22 protein-coding genes are annotated in these 23,051 nt (G+C 66.7%); 10 read left to right on the top strand and 12 right to left on the bottom strand.

Annotated features, from left to right (window positions below; all coding sequences use genetic code 11):
- Positions 1–56: 56 nt before the first annotated feature.
- The 4 genes from AU193_RS10325 to AU193_RS10340 form a co-directional block, all read right to left on the bottom strand.
- On the bottom strand, positions 57–1,235 hold the full coding sequence (locus tag AU193_RS10325) for an alcohol dehydrogenase catalytic domain-containing protein (protein WP_064422288.1): 1,179 nt from the start codon (positions 1,233–1,235) through the stop codon (positions 57–59).
- 113 nt (positions 1,236–1,348) lie between these two features.
- Positions 1,349–2,509, bottom strand: a complete 1,161-nt coding sequence (locus AU193_RS10330; RefSeq protein ID WP_253867748.1) for a secretion protein EccK — start codon at positions 2,507–2,509, stop codon at positions 1,349–1,351.
- A gap of 1,038 nt (positions 2,510–3,547) precedes the next feature.
- Positions 3,548–4,465, bottom strand: a complete 918-nt coding sequence (locus AU193_RS10335) for a hypothetical protein (protein WP_253867750.1) — start codon at positions 4,463–4,465, stop codon at positions 3,548–3,550.
- 197 nt (positions 4,466–4,662) lie between these two features.
- Positions 4,663–4,998 carry a type VII secretion target gene (locus AU193_RS10340; protein ID WP_082682921.1) on the bottom strand — a complete coding sequence of 112 codons (336 nt, stop codon included), beginning with the start codon at positions 4,996–4,998 and terminating at the stop codon, positions 4,663–4,665.
- A 306-nt stretch (positions 4,999–5,304) separates the two neighbouring features.
- Between AU193_RS10340 and AU193_RS10345 the strand changes: the two genes are divergently transcribed.
- Positions 5,305–5,970, top strand: coding sequence for an O-methyltransferase (locus tag AU193_RS10345; protein ID WP_064422350.1), 666 nt, complete (start codon positions 5,305–5,307; stop codon positions 5,968–5,970).
- On the opposite strand, the gene AU193_RS10350 is transcribed toward AU193_RS10345, so the two are convergent.
- Complete coding sequence (locus AU193_RS10350; protein ID WP_064422290.1) at positions 5,971–6,642, bottom strand: IclR family transcriptional regulator; 672 nt, start codon at positions 6,640–6,642, stop codon at positions 5,971–5,973.
- A 67-nt stretch (positions 6,643–6,709) separates the two neighbouring features.
- Here AU193_RS10350 and AU193_RS10355 point away from each other — a divergent pair, with 67 nt between their 5' ends.
- The 4 genes from AU193_RS10355 (at position 6,710) to AU193_RS10370 (ending at position 9,962) form a co-directional block, all read left to right on the top strand.
- Positions 6,710–8,047: an FAD-binding oxidoreductase gene (locus AU193_RS10355; RefSeq protein ID WP_064422291.1), complete on the top strand. Its 1,338-nt coding sequence runs from the start codon at positions 6,710–6,712 to the stop codon at positions 8,045–8,047.
- Between the two features lie 2 nt (positions 8,048–8,049).
- Positions 8,050–8,823 (top strand): DAPG hydrolase family protein, encoded by a 774-nt coding sequence (locus AU193_RS10360; RefSeq protein WP_064422292.1) that lies wholly within the window; start codon positions 8,050–8,052, stop codon positions 8,821–8,823.
- A 153-nt stretch (positions 8,824–8,976) separates the two neighbouring features.
- Entirely contained in the window at positions 8,977–9,360 is a 384-nt protein-coding gene (locus tag AU193_RS10365; RefSeq protein ID WP_064422293.1) for an SRPBCC family protein, read from the top strand.
- Between the two features lie 131 nt (positions 9,361–9,491).
- The gene (locus AU193_RS10370) at positions 9,492–9,962 is read left to right on the top strand and encodes a hypothetical protein (protein ID WP_371259182.1); all 471 of its coding nucleotides are present in this window, start codon (positions 9,492–9,494) and stop codon (positions 9,960–9,962) included.
- Positions 9,963–9,981: 19 nt separating this feature from the next.
- Here AU193_RS10370 and ilvD read toward each other — a convergent pair whose 3' ends face one another.
- Positions 9,982–11,682: a dihydroxy-acid dehydratase gene (ilvD, locus tag AU193_RS10375; protein WP_064422294.1), complete on the bottom strand. Its 1,701-nt coding sequence runs from the start codon at positions 11,680–11,682 to the stop codon at positions 9,982–9,984.
- A gap of 79 nt (positions 11,683–11,761) precedes the next feature.
- On the opposite strand from ilvD, the gene AU193_RS10380 reads away from it, so the two are divergent.
- Together AU193_RS10380 and AU193_RS10385 are read left to right on the top strand one after the other, a co-directional pair.
- Positions 11,762–12,373 (top strand): DUF305 domain-containing protein, encoded by a 612-nt coding sequence (locus tag AU193_RS10380; protein ID WP_064422295.1) that lies wholly within the window; start codon positions 11,762–11,764, stop codon positions 12,371–12,373.
- 2 nt (positions 12,374–12,375) lie between these two features.
- Entirely contained in the window at positions 12,376–12,666 is a 291-nt protein-coding gene (locus AU193_RS10385; RefSeq protein ID WP_064422296.1) for a metal-sensitive transcriptional regulator, read from the top strand.
- Here AU193_RS10385 and AU193_RS10390 read toward each other — a convergent pair.
- Positions 12,663–12,956, bottom strand: a complete 294-nt coding sequence (locus AU193_RS10390) for an MTH1187 family thiamine-binding protein (protein WP_064422297.1) — start codon at positions 12,954–12,956, stop codon at positions 12,663–12,665. The genes AU193_RS10385 and AU193_RS10390 overlap by 4 nt on opposite strands.
- Before the next feature lie 172 nt (positions 12,957–13,128).
- Here AU193_RS10390 and AU193_RS10395 point away from each other — a divergent pair, with 172 nt between their 5' ends.
- Complete coding sequence (locus AU193_RS10395) at positions 13,129–14,154, top strand: Ig-like domain-containing protein (protein ID WP_064422298.1); 1,026 nt, start codon at positions 13,129–13,131, stop codon at positions 14,152–14,154.
- A 10-nt stretch (positions 14,155–14,164) separates the two neighbouring features.
- Here the strand turns inward: AU193_RS10395 and AU193_RS10400 are convergent, their stop codons facing one another.
- Together AU193_RS10400 and AU193_RS10405 are read right to left on the bottom strand one after the other, a co-directional pair.
- The gene (locus AU193_RS10400) at positions 14,165–16,174 is read right to left on the bottom strand and encodes a M13 family metallopeptidase (protein WP_064422299.1); all 2,010 of its coding nucleotides are present in this window, start codon (positions 16,172–16,174) and stop codon (positions 14,165–14,167) included.
- Positions 16,171–17,484 carry a glycosyltransferase gene (locus AU193_RS10405; protein ID WP_064422300.1) on the bottom strand — a complete coding sequence of 438 codons (1,314 nt, stop codon included), beginning with the start codon at positions 17,482–17,484 and terminating at the stop codon, positions 16,171–16,173. The genes AU193_RS10400 and AU193_RS10405 overlap by 4 nt, the downstream gene beginning before the upstream one ends.
- A gap of 123 nt (positions 17,485–17,607) precedes the next feature.
- Between AU193_RS10405 and AU193_RS10410 the strand changes: the two genes are divergently transcribed.
- Together AU193_RS10410 and AU193_RS10415 are read left to right on the top strand one after the other, a co-directional pair.
- A complete protein-coding gene (locus tag AU193_RS10410) occupies positions 17,608–18,198 on the top strand; it encodes a hypothetical protein (RefSeq protein WP_064422352.1) in 591 nt (196 codons plus the stop codon).
- Positions 18,195–18,884, top strand: coding sequence for a hypothetical protein (locus tag AU193_RS10415; protein ID WP_064422301.1), 690 nt, complete (start codon positions 18,195–18,197; stop codon positions 18,882–18,884). The genes AU193_RS10410 and AU193_RS10415 overlap by 4 nt, the downstream gene beginning before the upstream one ends.
- Positions 18,885–18,892: 8 nt before the next feature.
- Here the strand turns inward: AU193_RS10415 and AU193_RS10420 are convergent, their stop codons facing one another.
- The 3 genes from AU193_RS10420 to AU193_RS10430 are packed head-to-tail and all read right to left on the bottom strand — an operon-like array spanning position 18,893 to position 22,741.
- A complete protein-coding gene (locus AU193_RS10420; RefSeq protein WP_064422302.1) occupies positions 18,893–19,288 on the bottom strand; it encodes a CoA-binding protein in 396 nt (131 codons plus the stop codon).
- 28 nt (positions 19,289–19,316) lie between these two features.
- Positions 19,317–19,832, bottom strand: coding sequence for a helix-turn-helix transcriptional regulator (locus tag AU193_RS10425; protein ID WP_064422303.1), 516 nt, complete (start codon positions 19,830–19,832; stop codon positions 19,317–19,319).
- On the bottom strand, positions 19,829–22,741 hold the full coding sequence (locus AU193_RS10430) for an MMPL family transporter (RefSeq protein ID WP_064422304.1): 2,913 nt from the start codon (positions 22,739–22,741) through the stop codon (positions 19,829–19,831). The genes AU193_RS10425 and AU193_RS10430 overlap by 4 nt, the downstream gene beginning before the upstream one ends.
- Between the last annotated feature and the right edge of the window lie 310 nt (positions 22,742–23,051).

Genomic DNA, 23,051 nt, shown 5'->3' on the forward strand with positions numbered 1-23,051 from the left:
AGGTAACGACAACACCAATTGTCTCAAGCGTTGTGTCGGCCGCATCGGCACGCTCGTCAGGGCTTGAGGATGACCTTGACCATGCCGTCCTCCTTCTTCTGGAAGGTTTCATACGCGCCGGGGGCGTCCTCGAGCGGTAGCCGATGGGTGGCGAACCGCTCGACACCCAGCGGATCCTCGGCGGTCAACAACGGCATGATCTCGGGAACCCACTTCTTGACGTTCGCCTGACCCATCCGCAACTGGATCTGCTTGTCGAACAACGTCATCATGTTGATCGGGTCGGCGGCGCCGCCGTAGACGCCGGACAGTGAAACCGTGCCCCCGCGGCGCACGAGGGTGATCGCGGAGTTGAAAGCGGCGAGCCGGTCGACGCCGGCGTTCTTCATCACGACGCGGCCGATGGGCGAGGGCAGGAAGCCGCTGGCGGTATGCAAGGTTCCGGCGACGGGAGATCCGTGCGCCTCCATTCCGACGGCGTCGACGACCGAGTCGGCACCCCGACCGTCGGTGTGGCTCTTGACGACCTCCTCGGCGTCCTCGGTGCGGAGGTCGATCACCTCATCGCAGTAGGCGCGGGCACGAGAGAGTCGATCGTCGACCAGGTCGACGCCGATGACCTTGCAGCCCTTGCGGTGTGCGGCGATGCGGCAGGCCATCGCGCCGATCGGACCCAGACCGAGAACCACCAGGGTGCCGCCGTCGGGTACCGCTGCGTACTCCACGGCTTGCCATGCGGTGGGCAGGACGTCGGAGAGGTAGACGTAGCGGTCGTCAGGGCCGTCGTCGGGGACCTTGATGTGGGTGTACTGCGCCTGAGGCACGCGCAGGTACTCGGCCTGTCCGCCGGCGACCTCGCCGTAGAGCTTGGAATAGCCGAACAGGGCGGCGCCGGTCCCTTGGTCGCGGTTCTGGGTGGTTTCGCACTGGCTCTGCAGGCCTTGGCCACACATGAAGCAGTGGCCGCAGGAGATGTTGAAGGGAATCACGACGCGGTCGCCGGGTTGCAGACCGTCGACCTCGCGCCCGACCTCTTCGACGACACCCATTGCCTCGTGGCCGAGGATGTCGCCGGGGGTCATGAACGCGCCGAGCACCTCGTAGAGGTGGAGGTCTGAGCCGCAGATGTTGGTGCTGGTGACCCGGATGATCGCGTCGGTGGGTTCCTTGATGGCCGGATCGGGCACATTGTCGACGGACACCTTCCGACGACCCTGCCAGGTGACTGCTCGCATGGGCGCCTCCTCGTTGTTTGAGGCTGGCGTGCCCAATCGGCCGGAAGCCAAACTTCAGTCAGCTTGGTAAGGGGGTCTCGAACGTGGGGCTCGAACGTGGCGCGAGGTGGTGGTCAGACGGTGGCGCCGGTGGCGGTCGCATCCTGCATCAGGACGCTCAGGTGCTGCCAGTAGATCCAGTCGGCGATGGCGGCGCGCTGGTCGGCGGCATCGGTCGCGGTGTGTGCTCGGTGCAGCGCCAGTTCCTGGGCGTGGTCGGCGTAGGTGATGAAACACCGCAACTGAACGGGAGCTCGGTCGGGAGAGTTGCTGAGCAAAGGACGGAAGACCTCAAACCACAGCAGGGCGCGGCGGTCCTCAGGGGGAGTGGCGTCGGTGGGCGGGGGTGGTAGCACCTCGGAGAGCCCGGTGGGTGCGATGGCCGCCAATTTGCTTGCGGCATCGGGGGATATCACCTGAAGGCGATGGCGACCTTTCATTTGGCCGTCCTCGGGGATGTCGTCGGGCCGCAGGATGATCCGGGGCGCGCCGGGGTCGAAGCCCTTGAACTGGTCCTCGGTGGCGATGACGGCGCGTAGTTCTGTATTGTGGTGCTGCGCCCAACCATGAAGCGCGAGAATGGGATACGTCGCCCAGGATCCGCGAACGTGAGCGGGGATGTCTTCGTCGGCGGTGGCCATCTTGATGCGGTCGGGCAACTTGACATCCTCGGGGATGTAGCCGAGGCCGTAGTTGTTGGCGACGACGATGCTTCCGTCTCTTGCGAGGCCGGTGACCCAGCAGAAGCCCATGTCGGTGATGCCGACGTTCAGCGCCGCGGCGATTCGTTGCGCGAGTTGAGCGGGATCACTGCCGGAGGACCGCCGGAGGGTGGCAGCCGCGATCGCCTCGCGCTGAGCGCGTGCGGCCGAAACCGGAACGGGCGCAGGCGCGCCAACCGTGCCCGCGCCGGATGCGGCGGTGCCGGACGGAACGCCGGGGCCGACATTGGCGGCCGGAGCGGCGGGAGCGGCCGGCGAAGGAGTGGGTGGCGGCCCCAGCGGTACGGGTGGAGCGGGGGCGGCGCCTGTTGCGGGAGGCGGTGCGACGGGTGCTTGGGTGTTGGTCGGACCTGAGGCCGGCGGGACTGCGGTATGGCTGGGCGGGGATGGCGACGACGTGTCGGGGAGCGGGGGAAGATTGGAAGGCTGCATCGCTGAGGCGGGGACGATCGGAGCTGCTTGCGGCGGCGGGATCGGCGTCTGCGCAACGGCTTTCGTTGCTGACTCTGCCATCGTCCGGTGGAAGTCAGCCATTTGTGCCTGAGCCGGAGCGGTGGCTGCTGCGGGACTGACGGTGCTAGGTGAGCTCGGCGCAGTGGGTGTGGATGGGACCGACGGCGCGGGTGACCCGCCGCTCGATAGAGGACTGATCGGAGCGGCGATGCGTGGAGGTACGGGGGCTGCGGGAGTGCTTGGCGCGCTTCGGATTCCGGGGGTTACGGATCCTACACTGGGCGAATCGAGCGGGGAATATTGTCCCCGAGGTCCTTTTGGGGACTCGGACGCATCGGGTCCAAGAGCTTTTGGCCCAAGATCAGCGGTAAGAGCATCCGGCGCAACGGTAGACGGCCCTTTCGGTCCATCGACTGAAGCAGGGACTAGCGCTTGCGAAGGCGAACCGGATATAGACGGTCCCGAAGACGTCGGCGGCCCTTTAGGGCCGCCTTCTGATCCTCCCCCCATGAAATGGGAGGGCAGTACGAGCGGACCTTCGTCTCGATGCTGACGAAGCCAGTGAATCTGACCTTCAGTGGCCTCTGGGTTACCGTGTCGGAGAGGGACTTCTCCGGAGATACGAGAGCCAGCCAGAGCTACGAGACTTAGGTTCTGGCCGCGAACCATTTGAATCACTTGATCTATGACGGCCTGCTTGTCCTGAGGGGAGCCTTCAGCACTTTGGCTTATACGATCGATTAGGTCATTAGCTCGCTCGACGAGGTCGGTTATAGCTTCCTTTGTGTCCTTAACCTCGTCCCTGCTGTCCACGAACAGGTTCTTGGAAGCGATGAGTTGGCTCTTGACTGACTCAAGCTGAAAGATACGTTTATTCAGAACCCCCGAGGCAGCCCCCGCTGCACCACCGGCCCATAGGTCGGCGCTCTCGAAAAGCTTGGACCGCTCGTGACGCAGGCTCTCAATTTGGCGTCCAATCTTCCTTGAGGCTTCGTTGAATACAGTTGCGCACCTCTGAAGTACATTTTCATCGGCCTCTGGCCAAGCTGGTGGTGCAGCCATTCCGTGGGGGTCTGGTGGCCTTTCGATACCCATTGATTAGCTCTCGACGGCCTTGCAAGCCTGGTAAACAATTGCGGCCGCTCGGGCGGAAGTGCTCGATAGGTATGAATCCGCTTTGGTGTATGTGGGAAGTGCAGCGGCGTAGGCGCTTCGATATTGAGCCACCAGAGTGGCGAGGTCCTGGATCACCGGGTTCTTGCTCTCAATACCTAGCTCTTGGATGTCGTCAGCGAATCGCATCATTACCGGAATGGTTTTCTCTGCGATAGCTCGCTGTTCAGGAGACCACTCGCTCGCCGAAAGGGACGGATCGATCTCCTGCCACCGCTTCGTATCTGCATCTACGCGATCTACAAGCCGATACCAAGGCGAGCAGATCGGATCGGTCGACTCCAAGAATCGCTCAGCTGTTGCGGGGTTCGTCACGTGTGCAATCTGGCTCGGTTGCGGCGGTGCCGCCACCAGCGGAGCTCGCGCTTCTGCCGAACCATACGTGATGGCGTAGCACGCCCACGTGATGGTGGAAGCTGTGTTCGTTAAGGCACCAGCAAGGTGCTCGTCGGCGGGTTTATAGGTCGGGACCGCATCGCTGTAAGCCCGTGCGTATGCGATGAATTGCTCGTATAGTTCGCGCATCACACGATGCGGGGTGACCTTGGTGACCGCGACGGTTTGTTCGGCTGCATCCCCGGCTGCCCGGCCGACCTCTTGGTATTCCCTGCGCTGGTCTGGTGTCCATTCTGCAGCCGGAATCGCTGCATCACGCCTATTCCAACCACCCCGCTGAATATCGACGAAAGTGTCATTGATCGGCGTCCACGCCGCACAACTCGGGTCCTCCGTGATGATGTTCGCCGGACCTGTGTCATCGGCGCTTGCCAAACCGAATGTCTCACCGGAAGGCGGGGCACCTTCGTCTCCGCTGTCGGCGGTAACCGAAATCGTCACTGCCACAGTAACTCCGATGACAGCAAGCAGCGCCACACTGCCAAGCAGCCACTTCCATGCGTTGCCGCGCCTCTTCGGCGGCGGGCCCAGCGGCCACTGCTGCTCCCATGGCGGCTGCTGTGGGGGCGGACCGTAGGGCCCCGAATACCCCTGTGGCGGCCCGGGATTGCCCGGCGGAGGACCACCAGGCGGAGGCGGATGACTCACTGCGCGGTCCCCGGTCCCTCCCCGGCCGCATCGCTGAGCGATTCGAGGCGCTTCAGTATTTCCTCGGCGATCTGCCGGTCAACCGCCTCGTAGGTGTTGGCGGCGTTGATCACGTTCTGGGCGTACTTCGCCAACTCCGCCTTGACCACCGGCAGCTGAGCGATGGCCGGGTCGACCACTTCAGCCACCTTGGCAGCGATCGCCGTCGACAAGGCATCGTCACCCGACGGCTTGAACGAAGCCGGCGGCTCGGGGATGGCATCCGCGAGCGCCCGCAACCGTCCACCGGCCTCAAGCACCAGGTCGGTATCGATTCGCAGCGTCTCAGTCATCGTCATTCCGCGCAGCGATCAGCGTCGTGCCGATCGGTCGGCATGCCCCCTCAGGCGTCACCCGGCAAATGGTACCCGACCCACAACACCAGCCACCGCGCCAAATTCCGCGACCCGGGCGCGTCCGGTTTCCGTACGGCCCTGCATCCGACACCGTCCTGCAGCGGTTCTGCCACGGCCGACGAGTTACTCACCGGCGCCGCGCCCGGACCGAACCGTCACCGGACAACCGACCACAGCCGCGACCGCCAGCAAACCCTCCACGGCGATCGCCGCCCGACAGACGATTCCGCTATCGTTCCGCAAATGTCCGACCCTGACTCCAAGACTCTCGACGAGCTCTTCAATCGCATCCTGCACACCGAGGACGACGCGCTGCGCGCCGCGCGTGAGTCCGGCAACGCCGCCGGCATGCCTCCCATCGAGGTATCCGGACAGCACGGCAAGCTTCTCTACTTGTTGACGTCGTTATCCTCGGCCACCCGCGTCCTGGAGATCGGCACTCTGGCCGGATACAGCACCATCAACCTCGCGCGCGGTGTCGGGCCCGGCGGCCATGTCGTCACCTTGGAGTACGACTCCAAGCACGCCGAGATCGCCAGGGATAACTTCGCCCGCGCTGGCCTGCAGGATCGCATCGAGATCATCGTCGGCGCGGCACTCGACACACTGCCGATGCTCGCCGACCGCGGCGATGTTTTCGATCTGGCCTTCATCGATGCCGACAAAGAGAACAACGTCGCCTACGTCGAGTGGGCCATCAAGCTTGGCAGGCCGGGGTCAATCATCGTGGTGGACAACATCGCTCGTTTCGGTCGCGTACTCGAGCCTGCAGCCGACGACGCCCAGGCCCGCGCCGTACGCGAGATGCTCGAGATGATGGGCGACCATCCGCAATTGGAGACCGCAGCGATACAGACCGTCGGGCTCAAAGGCTGGGACGGCTTCGCCGTCGCCCGCATCGTCGAGTAGTCACCTCGACCAGGGCGCCGTGGCGGCCGCGGCCGTCAGCGCCGCGACGATCCGCTCCTCATCGGCCACGAATCGTTCGGTCGGCGCAGGCACCGAGATGGCGACGACGTGTCCGCCGGCCGTACGCCCCGCCACACCGGCAGCCGAAATCCCGACGGTGTGCTCGTCACGATCGAACGCCACAACGGTCGAGCCCTTCAACAGCGCCGTCGCCGCCTTGCCGTTGGCCGTCGACTCCAGGGGGAAACGCATGCCGACCGCCGACACCGCGCGCAGGCGATGCGTCGATTGCAGTTGGTCGATGAACAACATCTCGCCGCCCCGCAACACCGACAGATCGACTGTCTCCCCAGTGGTCGTCGCCAGCTGCTCGAGCGTCGGCCGGAACAACGCTGCCAGTCCCGCAACATCGGCGCTTCCGAGGCCGAGCAGCCGATCCCCGAGCGAGAACCGGCCCTGCTCGTCGACCGCCGCAAAGCCGATCTCGACCAATCCGACGAGCAACCGGCGCGTGGTGGACTTGGCCAGGCCCAGCTGAGCGCCCAGATCCACCAACCGAAGACGACCGGGCGCCGCTGCGATCTCGTCCAGGGCGGCTGCGGCGCGACGCAGCACCTGAATGCCGTCCTCGCGCGGCGCAGGAGTTCGTTCGTTTCGACCCGGGCGCGTCACGCCCTCACTATATTGATCCGCATATCGGTTCACAAAGATTCGGTATATGGACCAAGGAGGTCCTCCGATGTCGCTCCCGCCTGGTCGTTTTTACACCCGCTCGGACGACGGATACGAGGCTGCTCGACGCGCGACGGTTTGGAATGCACGCACCCCGGACCGCTATCCCGACGTGGTGGTGCAAGCCGCTGAAGTCGACGACGTCGTCGCCGCGCTCCGCTATGCGGCCGCGCACGACCTGCAAGTCGGTGTCCGATCCGGCGGTCACAGTTGGGCGGGTAACCACGTACGCGACGGCGGCATGCTGCTCGACGTCAGCCGCCTGAACGACTGCGCCATCGACGCCGAGCGCATGACGGCGGTGGTCGGGCCCGGAAAAGGTGGCAGCCTACTGGCCGCGGATCTGGAGGCGCACGACCTGTTCTTTCCGGCCGGACATTGCAAGGGCGTGTGCATCGGCGGATACCTGCTGCAGGGCGGATACGGCTGGAACAGCCGCATTCTCGGGCCGGCCTGCGAAAGTGTCATCGGACTGGACGTGGTGACCGCCGACGGCGAGCGGATCCACTGCAGCCCGGATAGCCATCCCGAGATGTATTGGGCGGCAAGAGGTTCAGGACCCGGCTTCTTCGGTGTAGTGACCGCGTTCCATCTGAAGCTGTATAAGCGCCCCGCCATCTGTGGCAGCAGCCTGTACGTGTATCCCATCGAGTTGGCCGACGACATCTTCACCTGGGCCCGGGCGATCAGCGCCGACGTCGACCGACGGGTCGAGCTGCAGATCGTCGCGTCGAGAAGCGTGCCGGGCGCGGGGATCGAGCAGCCGGGGATCGTCATGGCGTCGCCGGTGTTCGCGGATTCGGAGGACGAGGCGACACAAGCGTTGGCGCTACTCGACACGTGCCCGGTGCGTGACCGGGCCGTCCTCGCGGTCCCATACGCGCCGGCCGACCTGGCGGCTTGGTACGAGGGAGTGATGAGCAACTACCCCACCGGTTACCGCTATGCCGCCGACAACATGTGGACCTCGGCATCCGCAGACGAACTATTGCCTGGGATTCGCAGCATCATCGAGACATTGCCCCCGCACCCGTCGCACTTCCTGTGGCTGAACTGGGGGCCCTCGCCGGCTCGCCAGGACATGGCGTACAGCCTCGAGGACGACATCTACCTTGCCTTGTACGGAGTTTGGCGCGATGCCGCGGACGATGATCGCTACGCGGACTGGGCTCGCTCGAACATGGCGGCCATGGCGCATCTGGCCACAGGCATCCAGCTCGCCGACGAGAACCTCGGGCAGCGGCCGGCCCGATTCGCCACCGACGACGCGATGATCCGTCTCGATCGTGTGCGCGCGCAGTACGACCCTGACGGACGGTTTCACAGCTGGATGGGCAGGGTGTGAGGATGAAGCCCTACCTTGGTTACCGCGGCGAGGACCTCACAGTCGAATTCGCGCAGTTCTACAACCCCGAGATGGCGCCTCTACCACGACATGTCGTCGAGGCCCTGGAGCACGGCCCCCAGGCCGAGCCGACACTGCCCGCGTTCGACGACCTCACCGCGATGCGCGTCGACGGATACCAGCAGACCGAGAACGGGTACGGCGTCATGCGCGACGGCGGCATCCAGGTGTCGGTACGCACCGACATGCCCGGCGTCAGTCCGGCCATGTGGGATTGGTGGTTCGGGTGGCACGGCAGCGACTCGCGCCGCTACAAACTGTGGCATCCGCGCGCGCACCTGTCTGTCCGCTGGGACGACGGCGGTGGTGAAGGTAGGTACGTCGGTCGGACGTCGCTGGTGGAGGAGTATCTCGGCTCGTCGTTCACCCGGCCGGCGATCCGGTTCGTACCGCCGTCCGAGTTGGGTCTCGGCGACCTGGCCACCGGTGTGGCGATCTGCGCGCGACTCGGATCCGGCGATATCCCGGTTGATGTCGGCTGGCTGGTGCATCAGGTCCGCGAGACGCCCGACGGCGCCGAGATGCGTTCGCGGTTCTGGATGGGAGGTCGGCACGTCGCGGTGAGACGTGGAAACCGGTTGACCGACAGAGCGATTCGACCGATCGCCGCCCGGCAGCTTCCGAATCCGCGAGACCTGATGGTGCACTGCGCGCAGGAGATGAACCACCTCGCCGGATTCTTGCCCGAGCTTTTCGCCCGATTCTCCGGGTACTGATCCTGTCGACGACCGTCGGGGGACTCGGGTGATAGCCCTGCTCTGTGACCGCCACAATGCGAGCAGTGCCGTGAACGCCGCCGCGATAGTCGTCGTTTAATACGCCCCTGACCGGGGCATCAGCCTTTGGTGGACTTCGGATTCCGACGGGGGATGCCGACGGTGGAGTTGCGCACCGACGCGGCTTCCGAAGCGGTCTGGGATGTCATCACCGACCTCGACACGTGGCCGCAGTGGGGGCCGACGGTATCGCAGGCCGAGCTGGACGAGCCCGGACCCATGCACCTCGGATCACAGGGCAAGGTCTACACGCCTGTCGGTGTCGCACTGCCGTTCACCATCACCGAGTTTCGCCCCCGCCGCTGCTGGGCGTGGAACGTTGCGGGCGTCGGCGCAACGCGCCATGAGGTGATCCCCGAGGGCGACGGGTCCCGAGTGGTGTTCGGCGTGCCGTGGTGGGCGACCGCCTACCTGCCCGTGTGCGCGATTGCCTTGCCGCGCATCGCGCGGCTGGCAGCCGCCCGCCGAGATCGTTGATTCAGTGGGCGACTGGCACGTCGCTGTGTTATTCAGTGCCTAGAGTTCTCCGGCCGCCGAGGGCTCCGACGGAAGGGGCTCTGGTGAAGTCGAAGGCAGTCTCCCTCGCGGTGGGCATCGGCTGCGTCACCGTGGCACTGGCACCCGTCGCCGCCGCCGATCGCCCCGAGCCGGTGCCGATCTACGGCTATTACAACGCCTTCCTCGATCACTCGCGACAGACGTTCAACGGTGCGCCGGCGTTCGCGCATCCGGCCACACAGCTGGGGCTCTTCACCACCCATTGCGATGTGAACGGCTGCGTCGCGCGGTGGCTGCGGGAAGCGGAGATCTCTCAAGACCCCGATGCACCAGCGCAATTCGAGTACCGGTGGAACGGTGATCGGTGGGAGTCCGCCGGTGAGTACCCCTTCTACTGCAATCCCGACGGCAGCGGTGGCACGGTGACGACGCAGCGTTCGGACTGGCTCAGACCCAATGGTGACGGCAGCTTCTCCGGTGAGCGCACATTCGCGGTGCCCGCGCCGGGATGCCCGGGACAGGGGCCTGGCACCTACTGGCTGCCGATCGCGCTGACACCCACCGATCCGCCGCCGCGATAGCCGCGTTCGCCAACCGGGTTCAGCCGCAGACCGCGCCGACCGCCGCCGAACCGACCAGCTTGGTGTACTTGGCCAGCACGCCGGTGGTGTATCGCGGCGGCAGCGGCTCGAAACCGGCCTTGCGGGACTCGAACTCCGCGGGGTCGACGAGAACGTCGAGCGTGCCGTCGGCCACGTCCAGCCGGACGCGGTCACCGTCTTGCAGGAACGCGATCGGGCCGCCGTCGACGGCTTCGGGCGCGATGTGGCCAACGCACAGGCCGGTCGTCCCGCCGGAGAACCTCCCGTCGGTCATCAACAGCACGTCCTTGCCCAGACCCGCACCCTTGATGGCGCCGGTGATCGCCAGCATCTCGCGCATCCCAGGCCCACCTTTGGGGCCCTCGTAGCGGATGACCACGACGTCGCCGGCCTGAATCGTGCCGTCCTCCAGAGCGTCCAGCGCGGCGCGCTCACGCTCGAAAACCCTTGCGGTGCCCTCGAAGACGTCCGAGTCGAAGCCCGCCGACTTGACCACCGCGCCTTCCGGCGCCAGCGAGCCGTGCAGGATCGTGATGCCGCCGGTCGGGTGGATGGGGTCGCTGAGCGCACGCAGCACCTTGCCGTCGGGATCCGGCGGCGCGATGTGGGTCAGGTTGTCGGCCATGGTCTGACCGGTGACCGTCAGGCAATCGCCATGCAGCAGACCGGCATCCAGCAGTGCCTTCATGACGACGGGGACGCCGCCGATGTGGTCGACGTCGTACATCACGTGCTTGCCGAACGGCTTGACGTCGGCGAGATGGGGCACCTTGGCACCGACTCGGGTGAAGTCCTCGAGCGTCAGCTTGACGTTGGCCTCGTGGGCGATGGCCAGCAGGTGCAGCACGGCGTTGGTGGACCCCCCGAACGCCATCACCACGGCGATCGCATTTTCGAAGGCCTCTTTGGTGAGAATGTCGCGGGCGGTGATGCCGCGTCGCAGTAGGTCGACGACGGCCTGACCGCTGCGCCGGGCGAATCCGTCGCGGCGACGGTCGGTGGCCGGCGGCGCCGCGCTGCCCGGCAGCGACATGCCCAGCGCCTCAGCGGCCGAAGCCATCGTGTTCGCGGTGTACATGCCCCCGCAGGCGCCCTCGCCCGGACAGATCGCGCGCTCGATCGCGTCGACGTCCTCGCGGGGCATCAACCCGCGCGCACACGCCCCGACCGCTTCGAACGCGTCGATGATCGTCACCTCGCGTTCGGTGCCGTCCGACAGCTTGGCCTTGCCCGGCAGGATCGACCCGGCGTAGAGGAACACGCTCGCCAGATCGAGACGCGCGGCGGCCATCAACATGCCGGGCAGTGACTTGTCGCATCCGGCCAGAAGCACCGAGCCGTCCAGGCGTTCGGCCTGCATGACCGTCTCGACGCTGTCGGCGATCACCTCGCGCGAGACCAGCGAGAAGTGCATGCCCTCGTGGCCCATAGAGATGCCGTCGGAGACCGAGATGGTGCCGAATTCCATCGGGAATCCGGCCGCCGCGTGCACACCGTCCTTGACGGCCTTGGCCAACCGGTCCAGCGACAGGTTGCACGGGGTGATCTCGTTCCACGACGAGCCGACGCCGATCTGCGGTTTGGCGAAGTCGTCGTCCTCCATGCCTACCGCCCGCAGCATCCCGCGGGCGGCGGCCTTCTCCAGGCCGTCGGTGACGTCGCGACTGCGGGGCTTTATGTCGGGAGTTTCTGAGGGCATCAAACAAGTATGCCCTCGCGGTTTCCCCCGGCCAAACCATTATCGATACCCCGGTGGGGTATGCGGTACCATCGGCTCCATGACGTCCCTGATCGCTCGCCTCGCTGCTGTCCTGGTCGCCTTCGCCACCACGCTGATGCTCGCCTCGTGCACCTCCGCGTCCGACGGTCACACCGACCAGGAGCATTCCGACGAGCCGGCGATCAGCGGTCAGCCGGCCGGCTACAACGCCGACGACGTCGCGTTCGCGACGAACATGATCCCGCATCACGAACAGGCCGTCGAACTGTCGGCGCTGGTTCCGGACCGTTCCACAAACCCGGAGCTGAAGGCGCTCGCCGAGCAGATCTCGAAGGCACAGGAGCCCGAGATCCGCACGATGCAGGTGCTGCTCGTGCAGTGGAAGGAGAATCCCGACGCCGACACCGGGCACGGCGGGCACCAGGGGCACGGCGGTGCGATGGAGGGCATGGTCGACGACGCCACCATGGCCAAGCTCCAGACGCTGTCGGGCCCTGAGTTCGACACCCTGTGGTTGCAGTCGATGATCGCCCACCACCAGGGTGCGATCGAGATGGCCCGCGCGGAACTCGCCAACGGCGAGAACGTCGACGCCAAGCGCTTGGCTCAGACCATCGTCGACACCCAGCAGGCCGAGATCGACCAGATGAATCAGATGTTGAGAGGCTGAAGATGACTGCGACGCATGGCTATTCAGAGCAGAAGGAGAACTACGCCAAGAGGTTGCGTCGGATCGAGGGTCAGGTTCGCGGCATAGCGAAGATGATCGAGGACGACAAGTACTGCATCGACGTGCTCACCCAGATCAGCGCCGTCAACAGTGCGTTGCAGTCGGTCGCGCTCGGCCTGCTCGACGAGCATCTCGGACACTGCGTGGCCCAAGCGGTCGCGGACGGCGGTGACCAGGCCGACGCGAAGCTGGCCGAAGCCTCCGCCGCCATCGCGCGACTGGTGCGTTCCTAGCCGCCGAGGGCCTCGTCGATACGCCTGACCTTCGCCGTCAGCTGATCGGTGTGGCCGGGGCGGATGTCGGCTTTGAGCACCAGGCTCACCCGTGGGGAGGTCGCGGCCACCGCGTCGACGGCGCGCTTCACGACGTCCATCACCTCGTCCCAGTCGCCCTCGATGTTGGTGAACATCGCGTTGGTCTCGTTCGGAAGCCCGGACTCGCGGACCACCCTGACGGCTTCGGCGACCGCGTCGCCGACGCTGTCGTCTCCACCAGTCGGGCTCACACTGAAAGCCACAATCATGCGTCAAGCCTGCCAGGGGCGGGCGGCTCGCTGGTAACAGAAGACGCCCGCGACCGATGAACATTCGAGTGTGGATTGAGCGGTTGCATAAGGCGAAGGGGCCCACCAACGGCGGGGGATGCCCGGAGCGTTATGCCACACTGGTTGGAGTTCCGCGACTGGGAGGTTGTATATGCGCAGGGTAAAGCGCAGTCGGCTGTTCATTGCGATCCTGGCGGCGAGCGTCGTCGGCGGGATGCTCACCAGCCCGTCAGTGCTGGCTCAGCCCGGCGTCCCGCCGCCACCGCCACCCGCACCGGCACTGCCGCCCCCGCCACCGGCGGATGGGCTCGCCGCCCCGGCGGCGCAGCCTGCACCGGCCCCGGCGGCCGAGAATCCGCCGCCACCGCCGCCGTCGAACCCGTTCTTCGCGCCGCCCGATCCACTTGCTCAGCAGCAGCCGATTCCCGAGGGCACCCCGGCCGGACAGAATCCCACGCCGTACGTCGGTGCACCGGTGTTCGCGCCGCCGTCCTTCAATCCGACCAACGGTTCCATCGTTGGCGCGGCCAAGCCCATCTACATCAACTTCCAGCGGCCGATCGCCAATCGCAAGATGGCCGAAGACGCGATCCACATCTCGTCGAACCCGCCGGTGCCGGGCCGGTTCTACTGGACCAGCGACACCCAGGTGCGGTGGCGTCCGCAGGACTTCTGGCCCGCGGGCACGGTGGTCAACATCGACGCCTCCGGCACCAAGTCGAGCTTCTCGGTTCCCGAGCAGCTCGTCGCGACCATCGACAACGACACGCTGCAGATGCAGGTCCACCGCAACGGCGAACTCGAGAAGACGTTCCCGGTGTCGATGGGCAAGAAGGGCCACGACACCAAGAACGGCACCTACTACGTGCTGGAGAAATTCGCCGACATCGTGATGGACTCGTCGACTTACGGTGTGCCCGTGGATTCCGCGGACGGCTACAAAGTCAAGGTGCAGGATGCGGTGCGTATCGACAACAGCGGCGCCTTCGTGCACAGTGCGCCGTGGTCGGTCGGTTCGCAGGGCGAGGAGAACGTCAGCCACGGCTGCATCAACCTGAGCCCGGCCAACGCGCAGTGGTTCTTCGACAACTTCGGCAGCGGCGACGCCGTCGTCATCAAGAACTCGACCGGGATCTACAACCAGCCCGACGGTGCGTCCGACTGGCAGATGTTCTAGGGCGAAATCCCTAGTTCCAGATGCGCACCCGCCGCCGCGGATCGAGGTAGAGCGCGTCGTCCTCGGTCACGTCGAACGCCTCGTAGAACGCGTCCATGTTGCGGATGACGCCGTTGCACCGGAACTCCGGCGGTGAGTGCGGATCGATCGCCAGGCGCCGGATGGCTTCGGCGTCACGGGATTTCGTACGCCACACCTGAGCCCAGCCGTAGAAGACCCGCTGTTCACCGGTCAGCCCGTCGAGGACCGGCGCGGGCTTGCCTTTGAGCGACAGCCGGTAGGCCAGCAGCGCGATCGACAGCCCGCCGAGATCGCCGATGTTCTCGCCGACGGTGAAAGCGCCGTTCACATGGTGCCCGTTGCTCAACTGGCGAGGCACGTACTCGTCGTACTGCTCGATCAACTTCTTTGTCCGCGCGCCGAACTCGGTGCGGTCCTCGTCGGTCCACCAGTCGACCAGGTTCCCGTCGCCGTCGTACTTGGCGCCCTGATCGTCGAAGCCGTGGCCGATCTCGTGGCCGATGACCGCGCCGATGCCGCCGTAGTTGGCGGCGTCGTCCGCGTCGGCGTCGAAGAAGGGCGGCTGCAGGATCGCCGCCGGGAACACGATCTCGTTCATGCCCGGGTTGTAGTAGGCGTTGACCGTCTGCGGGGTCATGAACCACTCGTCGCGGTCGACCGGCCCGCCGAGCTTGCGCAATTCGCGGTCGTACTCGAACGCGTAGCCGCGACGGTAGTTGCCGTAGAGGTCGTCGCGCTCGATCACCAGCCCCGAATAGTCGCGCCATTTCGCCGGATATCCGATCTTCGGCGTGAACTTGTCGAGCTTGGCCAGCGCCTTCTCCCGCGTCTGCGGCGTCATCCAGTCCAGCGAGTCGATGCTCACGCGGTAGGCCTCGCGGATGTTGGCGACGAGTTCGTCCATCCGCTCCTTGGCGTGCGGCGGGAAATGCCGCTGTACGTAGAGCTTTCCGACCGCGTCGCCCAAGAGGCTCTCCACGACCGAGACGGCGCGCTTCCACCGGTCGCGGATCTGCTCGGTGCCCGAGAGCCTGCGACCATAGAACGCGAAGTCCTCGGCGACGAGGTCGTCGGTCAGCAGGAACGCGCGGGCGTGGATGACGCGCCACCGCAGCCAACGCTTCCAGTCCTCGAGATCGCCTCCGGACCACTCGGCGGCGAACGCGGCGAGGTAATCCGGCTGTCGCACAACGACTTCAGCGGCCTTCTCTGGGCTGGTCCCCAGCGCCGACACCCAGCCGGCCCAGTCGAAGCCCGGCGCTTCGGCCGGCAGCTCGGCGAAGGTGCGCAGGTTGTAGGTGAGGTCGGCGTCGCGCCGCTTGACGACGTCCCAGTGCGCGGCGGCCAGCTTGGTCTCCAGAGCGACGACACGCGCGGCGGTCTCGGCGTGATCGCCTGCGCCGTAGACCAACTCGAACATCGCCGCGATGTGCTCCGGATAGGCGGCGAGGATCTCGGCGTGCTGCTCGTCGCGGTAGTACGACTCGTCGGGCAGGCCAAGACCCGACTGGCTCAGGTGCAGCAGGTAGCGGGTCGAGTCCTTGGAGTCGGTGTCGACGTATACGCCCGTTGCACCGCCGATTCCGGTGTGCTGCAACGCACCGAGCACTTTCGCAAGCGCCTCGGCGGAGTCGGCCGCCTCGATCGCGGCCAACTCCTCCAGCAGCGGCTGCACGCCGCGCGAGGCGACGGTCTGCTCGTCCATGAAGCTGGCGTACAGATCGCCGATGCGCTGTTCGTCGGTGCCACTGGACGCATCCGAGGCCGCCGCCTCGGTGCCTGATGTCGCCGCCGCTGCGGCTCCGGTGATCAGATCGCGCACGTGCTCCTCGGCGCGGTCGTACAGCGAGCGAAACGCGCCGTCGGTGGCTCGGTCACCGGGCATCTCGTACTCGGTCAGCCAGCGGCCGTTCACGTGGCCGAACAGGTCGTCTTGCGGGCGGGCTTCGGCGTCGACGTAACTGAGGTCGATGCCGGATCTGATTGCTTCTACCGTCACCCCACCAGGGTGCCAGAACGCGCCGCCCGCCTGCCGGGCCGCTGTGGCACGGCCAGGCCCGCCAACGTCTCGGCGATGCGGTCGAACGCGTTCACCTCGCGGATCTCCCGGCCCAACCGGCGCGCTTCGGCGCGGTAGGTGTCGGTGTTGAGAACCTCGTCGAGCGCATCGACGATGGCGGCGCGAGTCGGCCTCGAAGTACCCAGGTTGATGCCCACCCGGGCGTAGCCGACGCGGGCGGCGACCTCCGGCTTGTCGGCCGAACCGCCGGCGATGATCAGAGGGATGCCGTGCGACAACGCTTGGTGGACACCGCCGTATCCACCGTTGGTGATCATCACGTCGACGTGGGGGAGGAGTTTGGCATAGGGCAAGAAGTCGGTGACGCAGGCGTTGGCCGGGACTCGGCCGGGGACCGTCGTGCGACCCTCGCGCCCGGTCGTCGCGACCACCAGCAGATCCTCGCGGCCGGCCAGCGCCTCGATCGTGGGTACGACGAGCGCGTCGAGGTCGTCGTTGTCCCAGGTGCCCTGGCTGACGTGGACCACCGTGCGCGATTCGCGGGCCGAATCCCACGGCGGTCCCCGCGTCTGATCGGCGGCCCTCGGGATGACGGGGCCGGTGTACACGACGGTCGCCGGCAGGTCGGCGCGCGGGTATTCCAGCGACGGCACCGTGAACTGCAGCAGTCGGTCGGCGAGCAGCGGCCAGTCCGTCAAGAACACAGGAGACGGCGGGGCATCGACGGCGGCGAGGGCTGCGTTGAGGTCGGCGTGGACATCGCCGAACAGCACCCGGTGCGTCACCCACGTCATCGGTTCGTAGTTGAGGTCCGAACGCGGGGCCCACGCCGTTCCGAACGGCGGCGCGTCGGCGCTCGACAGGGTCAATGGACCGACCCCACAGACCAGGATCCACGGCCGGGGCAGGTGGCCGGTCAACAGCGGAAGGGTGCCGGTGAAGGCCACGTCGCACAGCACCGCGTCGAAGTCGTCGTTTCGAAGCGCCTTGCGTAACGCCCAGTACTGCGCCACCAGCGGCTCGATGAACACCGAGCGCATCTCGGCTCGCCCTCGGTACCAGCGGTCGAACAATGCCGGTAGACCACGCACGCCGGCGTCGTCGCGCTTGGGGCGAGCCGCGTCGGGCAGGTCCAATGCCGCGAGGTCCCGCTCGGTCACCGCTTTCGTGTGCTCGGTTCCTGTCAACACGGTGACGCGGTGACCACGCGCTCGCAGGTCGGCGCCGACGTGCAGCAGTGGCATGACATGCCCGGGGATCGGGCTGGCGGCGATCAGGTAGTTGGCCACGCATCCCTTTCGCTTCGCCGGTTGCAAGCCTTCATACCCCTCTTCTCGGTTCTCCAGCGCCGAGGCGGGTGTGAGATCGACCGCTCACGGGTGTTCTCGGGGCAGCCCGGTACCCTCACGCGCATGCCCGAGGACGAGCCCACCGCGGCCGAGGACGGTCCCGTCTTCACCCGCTACGGCATCGCGTCGGCGGTGTTGGGGCTGATCGCGGTCGTGGCGGTGGCGCTGGCCGCCCTGATCTGGACCCAGCACCGCGACGACACCGACGAATTGCGGTACCGCGCCCGCGTCATGCAGACCGCGGTCGACTGGACCAACGTGCTGATCAACATGAACACCGACACCGTGGAGGCCGACATGGTTCGGCTGCACGAAGGCACCGTCGGTCAGCTCAACGCGGACTTCGACGCCGCCGTCGAGCCGTACCGCAAGCTCGTCCAGACTTTGCAGTCGCGGACCACCGGGGGAATCGACTCGGTCGCGGTCGAATCGATCCATCACCCGCCGCCGGGCCGGGACGGGACGCCGCCGCAGCGGCCTCAGCCCGAGATCGCGGAGTTCGCGTCACGCACCGACACGGTCCTGGTGGTGGCGACATCGATCAGCGAGAACGTCGGCGGGGACAAGCCCCAAACGGTGCGCTGGAATCTGCGGCTCGACGTGTCCGACGTGGACGGCAAGCTGATGATCTCGCGGCTGGAGCCGATCCGATGAGGAACGTCTGGCGGGTCGCCGCGTTCGACGTGGCCCCTCCACTGGCCGCGATCGCGGCGCTGGTGTACATCGGCATCGCGCTGGCGTGGCCGCTGTGGTGGGTGGCCGTCTGTTCGGTGCTGTGCGTGTTGATCGTCCAGGGTGTCGTGGCCAACGTGGTGCTGGCGCGCCGCGACGCGGTGACGGTCGGCACCGACGACGACGGGCCGGGACTGCGGCTGGGCGTGGTTGCGGTCGCGACCGCCGCGCTGGCGGCCGCGGTGCTCGTCGGCTACTTGAAGTGGACGGTGCCTGACCGCGCGCTGCGCGACGACAGTAGCGAGGTCGTCGGCATCGCCAGCAGTGTCGCCGAAGCGTCCGCCACGTTCACCCCGCAGAGTCCCACCGCGTCGATCGACCGGGCGGCGGCGATGATGTCTCCGGAGCGTGCTGAAGCGTTCAAGAACGAATTCGCCACGGTGGCAAAGGATTTGGCGAGCCGCAACGTGTCGGCCCACGCGAGCACGGTCTCGGCGGGCGTCGAGGCGATCGGCCCGAACGCCGCGAGCGTCGCGGTGATCCTGCACGGGACGCAGAACTCGCCGGGGAGACCGCCGGACAACGCCGTGCTGGCGCTGCGGGTGACGTTGTCCAAGACCGACGGTCGGTGGTTGGTCGACAATGTGTCGCCGATCCACACGCGCTGACGGGTCGGCTAGCGGAGCAGCCGCGCGTGGTCGACCTTGATGCAGCGGTCCATGACAACCTTCAATCCGGCCGCCTCACCGTCGCGAGCGACCTGCTCATCCCACAGGCCGAGTTGCAGCCACAGCACTTTGGCTCCGACGGCGATCGTGTCTTGTAGTACCTCAGGCAGATGCTCACGCCGGCGGAACACGTCGACGAGGTCGGGCACCACCGGCAGATCGGCCAGTGACGGGTAGACCGGGGTGCCGTCGATATCGCTGACGGTCGGATTGACCAGATACAGGTCGTAGTCGCCGGCCGCCTTGAGGTAGGTCCAGATTTCGTGGCTGGCCCGCGAGGGGTTCGGCGATGCGCCGACGATCGCCACCGTGCGGGTGTCCCGCAGGATCTGTTCGAGGTCCATGTCCGGGGTATACCCAGCGGGCGGACCGTCAGCCGTTGGGCCGGTTCGAACGCATCCGCGCGAACCGCTCGGACAGCCGCTTCATCCGCACCATCAACGCCGCCGACGGGCTCGTCTGTCCGCTGAGGAACGCCGCGAACTCATCGGGCGGCACGCCGATCCGTGACGCGAACTCCTGATGCCCCAGACCGGAGTGCTCCAACAGTGCGCGGATGTGACGGGCCACCTCTTCTCGCTCGTTGGCCTCCAGATGTTCGCGGGTCCGGTTGAGCACCTCGGCCAGCGCCTTGGACACCCCGTACGGCCGCGCCGTCTCGAGGACCTCCTCGACCTGACGGGCGGTCCGGCCGAACGGATCCCGCTTGATCGCCGCGACGATGCGCTGCCAGACGGCGAGGTCATCGGTCTCCAGGGCCGCGCGGATCGCCGCGGTCGGCCAGAATTCGACCGGGCGCTCGTCAGCCGCCGACGTCGCGGGCGGTCTCGGAGTCGCGGAGACACCCTCTTGGCGGCGGGTATCCCGAATATCGGGAGTCACCGTCACCTCGCCTCCTCCAGCATCGCGACCGCCACCGAAAGGCAGCGCTCTCGAACCTTGGCCCACTCCGCCTCCGCCTCCGGACCGGACATCCGGGTGTCGTGCTCATCCGACGGTTGAGGGTCGGCCAGTCGGCGCACCAGCTGAGTCGCCACCCACTGCTTTCTTGACTGCGAACCAGAGTAGTACCGGTCCATCGTGCTCAGCACTTCCGCCACCGTGCGCGTGTCCATGCACTCGACCAGATCGGCGAACTCCGCGTAGTCGCGTGTGGTGTTCCGGCACATGATGAGGTAGCCCTTCAGCCGCAGCGTCTCCGCGCCCGTCGGAATCTGCAGCCGGTCGCCGGTCGGCAGTTGGACGTTGGTGGTCTCCATCGGACTGCGCCGCTCCATCGTGGCCTGCTCGCATTCCGACGCGGTCTCGAGCGCGTCGAGGGCGACCGCCAGCCGGCCCCGCCACATCGTCACCGGATGCACCGGTGGTGGGGCGGTGGCCACCGCGGTACCGCCTCCGCCTCCGCCTCCGCGGTGTCCGGCGTTCAGTCGTCCGACACTGCGCATCTTCGTCGTCGGCGCGGCCGGACCACAGCCGCTGAAGGCCAGCGGGTCGGTGACCGTGACAGCCTGCGGCACAAGGGTTTTCAACTTGGCCGCCGACCTGACGACGGTTCGCAGCTCCGACCCGGTCGGTCCCAGCGACGAGAGGTCGTCGGGGATGATGATCAGATCGGGTGTGTCCACCTTGGGCAGTGGCTTCTCGAAATCCACCGACGGCAGGATGCGGGCCAGCCAGCGCGGCAACCACCAGTTCCACTCGTCGAACATCGCCATCAGAGCAGGCACCAAGACCAGCCGAACGACCGTCGCATCCACGGCGATGGCCACCGCGCAGGCCACACCCAGCTGAGCGACCAGCGGCATGCCCGCGAACGCGAACCCGATGAACACCGCGATCATGATGAGGGCGGCGCTGGTGATGGTCCTCGCGCTCGTGCTCACGCCGTAGGCCACCGCGTCGCGCGTGTTGCGGGTCAGCAGGAAACGCTCGCGGATGCGGGTCAGCAGGAAGATCTCGTAGTCCATGGACAAGCCGAACGTCATCGCCAGCACCAGGGGCGGGATGGTGCTGTCCAGCGACGAGATCCGCTCGAAGCCCAGGCCTTCGAGCCAGCCCCACTGGAACACCGCCACCAGGCTGCCGTAGGCGGCGGCGACCGACAGCACGGTCATCAGGACACCCTTGAGCGCCAGGACCACCGAGCGAATCGCGACGAGCAGCATGAGAAACGCGATCAACGCCACGAAGAGGAACACGAGCGGCTGAGTGGCGGACACCCGGTCGTCGAAATCCTTGATCAGGGCGGTCGGACCCCCGACGTCGATCTGCACGTTCTCGGTGCCGGGCGTCGACGGCAACTCCGCGCGCATCCAGTCGACGGTCTCGCGTGCCCCCATGTCCTCGGGGTCGACCGACAGCACCGCCGAGAGCAGCGCGTGCCGGTAGTCCTCACCGAACGACGGCGGGCTGACCGACACCACGTTCGGGCCCTGCGCCATCCGCTGGCGAAGCGCGTCGAGCACCGGTTCCTTGGCGGGCGCCGATGCGGCGTTGCCGTCGGGGAACGCCACCAACACCCGGACCGGGCCGAGCGCACCGGCGCCCAGGGCCTCTGCCGCGGCACTGACGCCGCCGCGGATCTCGTGAGTCGGCTCGAACTGACGCTGCATGCTGTTGCCGAGCATCATCGAGAACGCGGGTGCGGCCAGCGTGATCAGCAGCGCGGCCGCGGCCATCGCCGACAACCACGGCCGGCGCATCACCCAGCCGGTCCAACGTGTCCAGAACCGTGACTGGGTGGCTTCGGGGCGTCTCGACCAATGCAGGTACGACGAGCGTCGCGCCGCCGACCGACCGAACGTCGCCAGCACGGCCGGCGTCAGCGTTGTGGAGGTGAGCACGGCCACCGAAACCGCGAGGATGGCGCCGGTGGCCATCGAGACCAGCACGGGCGTCTGGATGAGGTAGATGCCCGTCACCGAGGCGATCACCGTCACCCCGGACAGCACCACCGCAAGACCCGACGTCGCCATCGCGGCGTCGGCGGCCTGATCCGGCTCCCGCCCGGCGCGCAACTCCTCGCGGAAGCGCATGAGGATGAACAGCGAGTAGTCGATCGCCAGCGCGATGCCGAACATCGACACCGTCGACGTGACGAACACCGACATCGTCGTGAACATCGACAGCAGGTAGACGAGCCCCATCGTCACCGCGACGGTGCACACACCCAACACCAGCGGCACAGCCGCCGCGGCCAGCGACCCGAACACCGCGAGCAGGACGATCAGGACGATGGGCAGGTTCCACCGCTCCGCCTGGGCGATGTCGTGTTTGGTGGCCTGCGTCGCGGCAGCGCCCAAGGCGCCCTGGCCGATGACGTACAGCTTGACCCTGCCGTTCTCGATCTCGCCCGGGTCCTCGCCGTCGATTCCGACCTTCTGGCGCAGTTGTTTGGCGATGTCGACCGCGCCGGTGTTGTCGAAGTCCAGCTGCAGCGTGACGACGTAGGGCCGGTCGGGCTGCGGCGGCGGCTGTTGCGGGTTCGGAACGATCTTGACGCTGGGTACCTCGGCGGCCAGGCTTTCGAGCTGCGCGACGGCGTCGTTCATGTCCTGGTAGGAGGCATCGGCGCGCGGTGCGGCGACCAACGCCAGCGCGGAGGCGCCCTGATCGGGGAAGTGCTTCTCGAGTTCGCGCTGCACGCGCAGCGACTGGGAACCTTCGACCTCGAAGCCGCCACCCGTGAGGTGGCTCGACTGGTTGAGCGCGAGCCAGATCGAGGGGACGAGCAGGAGCACCCACACGGCGAACACCGCCCAGCGATATCTGCGCAGTTTGCTACTCAAGCGCAACATGAATTGCTGTATTCGAGTCCCCGCTTTCTCCCCGGCGTTTTGTAGCCGAAGCGTACAGCAACCTGCGGTAAGGTGCCGGTCCCTTCGATCTCCTCTCGGGGTCCCTGAGCCGTCGTCAGCAACGCCTCAAGATGTCCTTACTTGATCTCGCGACCAAGCCGGATGCCGTTACGTGCGCGCCAACCGTGCTCGTCCGGTCCGTTATCCCGGCCGGATTGGCAAGGATGACGCTGCGGATGGCAGGATGAGGCCCGGCCGTTTTCGGCGCCGGGGACTGATTGCCGTCCATCGCGAGTGCATTTGCGGACCG

The sequence above is a fragment of the Mycobacterium sp. GA-1285 genome, assembly GCF_001499905.1.
Taxonomy (GTDB): Bacteria; Actinomycetota; Actinomycetes; order Mycobacteriales; family Mycobacteriaceae; genus Mycobacterium.